The sequence below is a fragment of the Clavibacter sp. MX14-G9D genome (assembly GCF_032917815.1).
In the GTDB taxonomy this organism is placed as follows: Bacteria; Actinomycetota; Actinomycetes; order Actinomycetales; family Microbacteriaceae; genus Clavibacter; species Clavibacter michiganensis_K.
Genome location: NZ_JAVCVL010000151.1, coordinates 1 through 6927, shown reverse-complemented (window position 1 = coordinate 6927; position 6927 = coordinate 1). Strand labels below are relative to the sequence as shown.

7 protein-coding genes are annotated in these 6927 nt (G+C 75.0%); 3 read left to right on the top strand and 4 right to left on the bottom strand.

The window, feature by feature from the left end:
• On the bottom strand, positions 1–392 hold a 392-nt coding region (locus Q6969_RS11555), incomplete at its 3' end, for a squalene/phytoene synthase family protein (protein WP_317230575.1).
• Positions 389–1459 (bottom strand): polyprenyl synthetase family protein, encoded by a 1071-nt coding sequence (locus Q6969_RS11550; protein WP_258070248.1) that lies wholly within the window; start codon positions 1457–1459, stop codon positions 389–391. The genes Q6969_RS11550 and Q6969_RS11555, both read right to left, overlap by 4 nt.
• Before the next feature lie 44 nt (positions 1460–1503).
• On the opposite strand from Q6969_RS11550, the gene idi reads away from it, so the two are divergent.
• Entirely contained in the window at positions 1504–2073 is a 570-nt protein-coding gene (gene idi, locus Q6969_RS11545) for an isopentenyl-diphosphate Delta-isomerase (protein WP_317230574.1), read from the top strand.
• A gap of 84 nt (positions 2074–2157) precedes the next feature.
• On the opposite strand, the gene Q6969_RS11540 is transcribed toward idi, so the two are convergent.
• Together Q6969_RS11540 and Q6969_RS11535 are read right to left on the bottom strand one after the other, a co-directional pair.
• Positions 2158–3036, bottom strand: coding sequence for a patatin-like phospholipase family protein (locus Q6969_RS11540; RefSeq protein ID WP_317230573.1), 879 nt, complete (start codon positions 3034–3036; stop codon positions 2158–2160).
• Positions 3037–3173: 137 nt separating this feature from the next.
• Positions 3174–3695 carry a MarR family transcriptional regulator gene (locus tag Q6969_RS11535; protein ID WP_317230572.1) on the bottom strand — a complete coding sequence of 174 codons (522 nt, stop codon included), beginning with the start codon at positions 3693–3695 and terminating at the stop codon, positions 3174–3176.
• Positions 3696–3773: 78 nt separating this feature from the next.
• Here Q6969_RS11535 and Q6969_RS11530 point away from each other — a divergent pair, with 78 nt between their 5' ends.
• Positions 3774–5876 (top strand): MMPL family transporter, encoded by a 2103-nt coding sequence (locus tag Q6969_RS11530; protein ID WP_317230571.1) that lies wholly within the window; start codon positions 3774–3776, stop codon positions 5874–5876.
• Positions 5877–5967: 91 nt separating this feature from the next.
• A complete protein-coding gene (locus Q6969_RS11525) occupies positions 5968–6720 on the top strand; it encodes an SDR family NAD(P)-dependent oxidoreductase (protein ID WP_317230570.1) in 753 nt (250 codons plus the stop codon).
• The last annotated feature ends 207 nt before the right edge of the window (positions 6721–6927 follow it).

Genomic DNA, 6927 nt, shown 5'->3' with positions numbered 1-6927 from the left:
GCGAAGAACGGGGCCGTCAGCTCGGCGCCGAAGCCGGACCGGCGGGCGGTGATCGCGAAGGCGTGCACGACGAGGTTGGTGCTGTAGCCGCGCAGCATCGCGTCCTCGGTCTCCTGCTCGAGGGCGTCGAGCAGGGACTCGACGTGCGCGGGGTCGACGCCCGCGCCGGCGGCCGCGCCGTCGACGATCTCGTCGGCCACGCGCACGAGCGCGTACACGTTCTCGATGTGCTGGCGCACGTCGGCGCCGAGGAGGCGCGACGCGAGGCCGAAGGAGGTCGAGTAGCGGCGGATGACGACCGAGGCCGTCTCCTGCGCGACGCGGTCGTACTTCTCGAGGCCGGTGGGCGCCTCGGGGGCGGGGCCGCGACGGCCCGGGCGGCGACCCGTCATCGGATGCGCCCGAGCACGGACTCCGCGACGGGCGCGAGCTCCCGGCGGAGGGCCTCCGGCACGACCGGGTCCTCGAGGCGCGCGCAGGCGGCGACGGCGAGGTCGCGCGCGACGCCCTCGGCGTAGGCACGGGCGCCGGAGCTCTCCAGCACGGAGCGGACGAGCGCCGCCTCCCCGCGGGAGAGGTCGTCCTTGCCGACGAGCGAGCTGATCTCCTTCCACTCCGAGGAGCGGACGGCGTGGGCGATGAGGACGGTGCGCTTGCCCTCGCGGAGGTCGCCGAGGTTCGTCTTGCCGGTCTCCTCCTCGTCGCCGAAGACGCCGAGGACGTCGTCGACCACCTGGTAGGCGATGCCGATGTCGCGACCGAAGTCGCCGAGCGCGGTCACGACCTCGGGGCGCGCGCCCGCGAGCACGGCGCCGGCCTGCAGCGGCGCCTCGAAGGAGTAGACCGCGGTCTTCAGGCGCTCCATGCGGAGGATCTCCTCGACGCTCGGCACCTCCGCGGTGAGCGAGAACTCGACGTCGATGAGCTCCCCCGCGGCCGACGCGAACACGGCGTCGTCGAGGATCTCGAGCAGGTGCGAGCGGGTGAGGTCCCGCACGCCGCTCGCGTCGATCAGGCGGTAGGCGTTCACGAGGGCGAGGTCGCCGGCGATGACGGCGGCCGACATGCCGCGGTGCTCGGCGAGCGGCTGCGGCAGGCCCTGCGTGGTCGCGATGTCGCGGTAGGAGCCGGAGACGTTGGGGCCGCCGCGGCGGGTGAAGTCGCGGTCGATGACGTCGTCGTGCACGATGAGCGCGGTGTGCAGCATCTCGAACGCGGCGCCGACGTGGGCCGCGGCCTGCACGTCCTGGCCGCCGAGGCCGTCGTACGCGGCCATCACCATGCGCGGGCGGAAGCGCTTGCCGCCGGCCGTGTTGGACTCGAGCGTGCGCCACAGCTTCACGTACTCGTCGCCCATGACCTCGGCGCGGACGAGCGACCGGGCGAAGAACGCGTCGAGGACGCCGTTCACGTGGGCCTGCCTCGATGTGGAGACGGCAGCGAGGTTGGTGGCGTCCACGGATGAAACCTAACATCGAGGGGGTAACGGAAAGCAGGGAGCGCATGTCACAGCACACCGAGCTCGTCGTCCTCCTGGACGACGACGGCGAGAAGATCGGCACGGCGCCCAAGGCGACGGTCCACACCCGCGACACCGCGCTGCACCTCGCGTTCTCGTGCCACGTGTTCGACGCGGAGGGCCGGATCCTCGTCACGCGCCGCGCGATCGGCAAGCTCACCTGGCCCGGCGTCTGGACCAACTCCTTCTGCGGCCACCCCGCGCCCGACGAGGACATGCTCGAGGCCGTGCACCGCCGTGCCGAGCAGGAGCTGGGCCTCGCGCTCGCCTCGGTCGAGCTGGTGCTGCCCGACTTCCGCTACCGCGCCACCGACGCCGCGGGCGTCGTCGAGAACGAGATCTGCCCGGTGTTCCGCGCGGTGGCGGCCACCCCGGTCGACCCGCGGCCCGAGGAGGTGGGCGAGTTCCAGTGGGTGGATCCCGAGCAGCTGACCGCCGCCGTCGCCCTCACGCCATGGGCGTTCAGCCCCTGGCTCACGCTCCAGCTGCCGCTGCTCTACCCGGAGCACGCGGCGCACGCCGGGCGCGCGGAGGCCGCGGTGCCGGCCGCCTGATCCGACGCTCCATCGACGAGGGGCCCGGCCGCATCACACGGCCGGGCCCCTCGTCGTGCGCCCGTCGGGCGGGCGCGGGTGGGATCAGCCCCAGAAGGCGCGGACCTCGTCGGTGACGCGCTCGGCCTGGGCACGGCCCGCCTCGGCGGACGCCTTCCGGGTCGAGAGCAGGAGCGAGTTCTCGCCGAAGGCGCGCGTGCTCTCCGCGTCGGCCTGGATCACGAGCACGTCCGCGCGGCCGCGGAGCTGCTGCACCACGCCGGGGAGGGTCGGGCCCATGCCGGAGGTCGGGGCCTCGGGGCCGCACGCGATGACGAGGATCCGCTCGTGGTCGGCGACGACGTCGGCGTTCGTGCCGGAGCGCATGCCGCCGTCCATGTAGGGGCGGCCGTCGATGGTGACCGGTGGGAAGACGCCCGGCACGGCGCAGCTCGCAGCGGACGCGCGCACGAGGTCGGCGCCGGACTCCTTGTCGAAGACGGTGAAGCGGCCGGTGCCCGCGTCGACCGCGGTGATGCGGAGGTCCTGCTCGGGCCAGTCGCGGACGGGCAGCAGCTGCCCGATGCGCTCGACGCTCGCGGCGTCGTCCACCTCGGGGTCGTACTCCTCGAGGGCCAGCTCGCCGATCCTCTGGCGCGTGGGGATCTCGCCCGCCGTGCTCGCGACGCCCTCGCCGATGACCTCGACGGTGCGCGCGAGGTCGCGGCTGCCCATCGGCTCGGCCATGCCCGCCACGTCGACGAAGTGCTCGTCGTAGGCCGCGTCGATGGCGCCCGCCCGCAGGTTGATCGCGACGACGGATCCGGCCGAGGTGCCGACGACCGTGTCGGCGCCCCCGAGGTCGACGCCCGCCGCGATGAGGCCGGAGACGAGGCCCGTCTCCCAGGCGATCCCGGCGACGCCGCCGCCGCCCAGGACCAGTCCGCGCGTCGCCGTGGGGGTCTCTCGTCCGCTGCCGGTCATGGCTCTCCTCTTCGTGTGCACGTCGGTGGTGGTGGTGGTCGTCGTGGTGGTCGACGCGCGTCCATCATCCCCGAGCCCGGTGGACGCCCGCCGCACGCCGGCCGAGCGCCGGGTGCACGCGCGGTGGATCCGCCGGATCAGGCCACGGGTCCGTCGGACGCCTCCCGGTAGACCTCGCGCACCTGGCCGAGGAAGCGCAGCACGGTCGCGCGCTCGCGCGGCGTCAGCGCGTCGGCGGCGCGGGCGACGCCGCCGATCATGGGCATCAGCTCGTCCATGGCGCGGCCGACGGACGCGGGCCGCGGGACGACGACGACGCGGCGGCGGTCGTGCGGGTGCGGACGGCGGTCGACGTGGCCGACCTCCACCAGCCGGTCGACCACGAGCGTCGCCGCGGCGGTCGTGACCCCGAGGCGGCCCGCGAGCTCGGTGGGCGACAGCGAGCCCGCCTGGATGAGGTGCTCCATGGCCTTCATGTCGGTGGGGTTCACCGCGAGCACGGTGCCGAGGCGGCGCTCGAACCCGGCCGCGAGGCCCAGCACGTCACGGAGCGCGCGGCCGATCTCGCCCGCGTCGCCGGCGGCGGCCGGCACCCCGGCGCCGGGCTCCGGGAGGGCGTCGGACGCCTCCGCTCCGGGGCGACTCTCGGTGCGGGACATGCCCCCATCGTACGACCGTGTTCGCTAAGGAGCTTGACAGTCAGTAGGCTGACGATCACTGCACCCCTGGAGGAACCCGTGAGATCGATCGCCCGCTTCGTCAGCGCCCGGCGCACCGCCTGGATCGCGCTGGTGGTGGCCGCCGCCGCCGTGGCCGCCCTGTTCGCCTTCCTGCCGAAGGGCGAGGCCGACGCGTTCCCGCCGTCCGGGCTGCCCGAGTCCAGCCAGGCCCGGCAGGTGAGCGAGCTCCTCGAGCGCTTCCCGAGCGCCGACACGACCGTGGGGATCCTCGTCTTCAGCCGGGACGGCGCCGCCCTCACCGACGCCGACACGGCCGCGATCGCCGAGCGCGCGCAGGCGCTGGCCGCCGACTCCCTCGCACCGCAGGCGGTCGTCCCGCAGGTCAGCGACGACGGGCGGGCGGCGCTCGTCGCGGTGCCGCTCGACGCCTCGGAGGCCACGGACGACATCGCCGCCACCGCCGACGCCCTCCGCACGACGGCGGGCGCGGACCTCCCCGACGGGCTCACCGCCCAGCTCACCGGCCCCGTCGGCTTCCAGGCGGACATCTCGAACGCCTTCGCGGGCGCCGACTTCCGGCTCCTGCTCGTCACGGTGCTCGTGGTCGCCGTGCTGCTCATCGTCACCTACCGCAGCCCCGTGCTCTGGATCGTGCCGCTCGCCGTGGTGGGCGCGGCCGACGGCCTGGCGCGCGTGGTCGTCACGGCCGTCGCCGAGCCGCTCGGCATCACCATCGACGCCTCCATCGGCGGGATCCTGTCGGTGCTCGTCTTCGGCGCCGGCACCAACTACGCGCTGCTGCTCGTCGCCCGCTACCGGGAGGAGCTGACGCGTCAGGAGGACCGCCACCGGGCGATGCTCACGGCCGTCACGAGCGCGGGTCCCGCCATCGCGGCGAGCGGCGGCACCGTCGCGCTCAGCCTCATCACGCTGCTGGCCGCCGAGCTGTCCGGCAACCGCGCCCTCGGGTTCGCGTGCGCGATCGGCGTCGTCATCGCCATCGCCGCGGCGCTCCTCGTGCTGCCCGCGGCCCTCGTGGTGTGCGGTCGGGGCCTGTTCTGGCCCTTCATCCCGCGCGTCGGATCCGACGTCGACCACGGCGGGAAGCCGGGCGTCTGGCGGCGCCTCGGGCTCGGCGTGCAGCGGCGGCCCGTGGTCGTGGCGGTCGTCGCCCTCGCCGGGGTCGGCGTCCTCGCGCTCGGCCTCGTCGGCGCGCGCGTCGGGCTCTCGCAGACCGACCAGCTGCTGGGCGACCCGGAGTCGGTCGCCGCCCAGGAGGTCGTCGACGCGTCGTTCTCCGCGGGCCTGACGGCCCAGACCGTGGTGCTCGCCCCGGACGCGGTCGCGGCGGACGCCGTCGCCACCGCCGAGTCGGTGCCCGGCGTCGAGGGCGCCCGGGCGGGCGAGTCGGCGGAGGGCCGCACGCGCATCGACGTGCAGCTCGACGCGGAGCCCGAGAGCGCGGGCGCGTTCGCCGCCGTGCGGGACCTCCGCGCCGCCTACGCCGACGCCCCGGGCGAGGAGTCCGCGTCGCTCGTCGGCGGCAGCGACGCCACGGCCGCCGACACCGCGGCATCCTCGGAGCGCGACCAGGGGCTCATCATCCCGATCATCCTGGCCATCGTCTTCGTGATCCTCGGCCTGCTGCTGCGCTCGCTGGTGGCGCCGGTGCTCCTCATCGCGAGCGTGCTGGCGACCTTCTTCGCGAGCCTGGGAGCGGCCAACCTGCTGTTCCAGCAGGTCCTCGGGTTCCCGGCCTTCGACGCGAACGTGGTGCTGTTCGCGTTCCTGTTCCTGGTGGCCCTGGGCGTCGACTACAACATCTTCCTCGTCACCCGGGCGCGGGAGGAGCGGCGCCTGCACGGCACCCGCGAGGGCATGGTGCGGGCGCTGGCCTCGACGGGCGGCGTGATCACGAGCGCGGGCATCCTGCTCGCCGCGGTCTTCGCGGTGCTCGGCGTGCTGCCCGTGGTGGCGCTCACGCAGATCGGCGTCATCGTGTGCATCGGCGTGCTGCTCGACACGCTCGTGGTGCGGACGCTCCTCGTGCCGGCGCTCGTGTTCATCCTGGGCGACCGCTTCTGGTGGCCGTCGCACCGGCCGGGGCGGCACGAGGGCGCTCGGGCCGACGAGCCCGTCGCGGCGACGACCGCCGGGTAGCGCGGGCGGATCCCGCGCGACCCGGGCCCTTTATGGCACCCTGTGCCATAATCGCGGCACCGGCACCCGCCGGACCCATCGAGGAGGATCCATGACCCACGAGCCGCGCTTCGCCGGACGCACCGCCATCGTCACCGGAGCGGGGAGCGGCATCGGCCGCGCCACCGCCCTGCGACTCGCGCAGGACGGCGCCCGCGTCATCGCCGCCGACGTCGTCGCCGAGCGGCTCGACGCGTTCGTCGCCGAGCACCCCGACCTCGACATCGTCCCGGTCGTCGGCGACATCACCGCCGAGGACGGCGTGCGCGCGATCGTCGACGCCGCCGACGGCCGGGTCGACGTGCTCGCCAACGTCGCCGGGATCATGGACGGCTTCCTCCCCGCGGGCGAGGTCGACGACCGCACCTGGGACCTCGTGTTCGCCGTGAACGTCACGGCCGTGCTGCGCCTCACCCGCGCGGTGCTGCCGCTCATGCAGGCGGCCGGCTCCGGCGCGATCGTCAACGTCGCCTCGGAGGCGGCGCTCCGGGGGTCCGCCGCGGGCGTCGCATACACCGCGTCGAAGCACGCGGTCGCGGGCATCACGAAGAACACGGCCGTCATCTACGGGAAGCAGGGCATCCGCGTGAACGCGGTCGCGCCCGGCCCCACGAAGACCGCGATCGAGGCGCCCATGCGCTCCGCCCTCGCCGGGCAGGTGCTCGGCCCGCTGATGCAGACCATGATCCCCACCCCCGTCGAGGCCGAGGAGCTGGCGAACGCCATCACCTGGCTCGCGAGCGACGAGAGCCGCAACGTCAACGGCGTGATCCTCGCGTCCGACGGCGGCTGGTCCGCGATCTAGGCGGCCGCGGGCGACTGCGGCGGGCGGGTCGCCAGGGGCTATCGGGCGTCGGGCGGGCCGGCGGGTCCGCCCGCCAGCGCGAGGGCGTCCACGGCGCGGCGGATGGCGGCGTCCGGGGGGGCGGGGGGGGCCTGGGGGGGGGGGGTCGCGGGGGGCTGGGGGGCGGCGGGGGGGCGGGGGGGCCCGCCCGCCAGCGCGAGGGCGTCC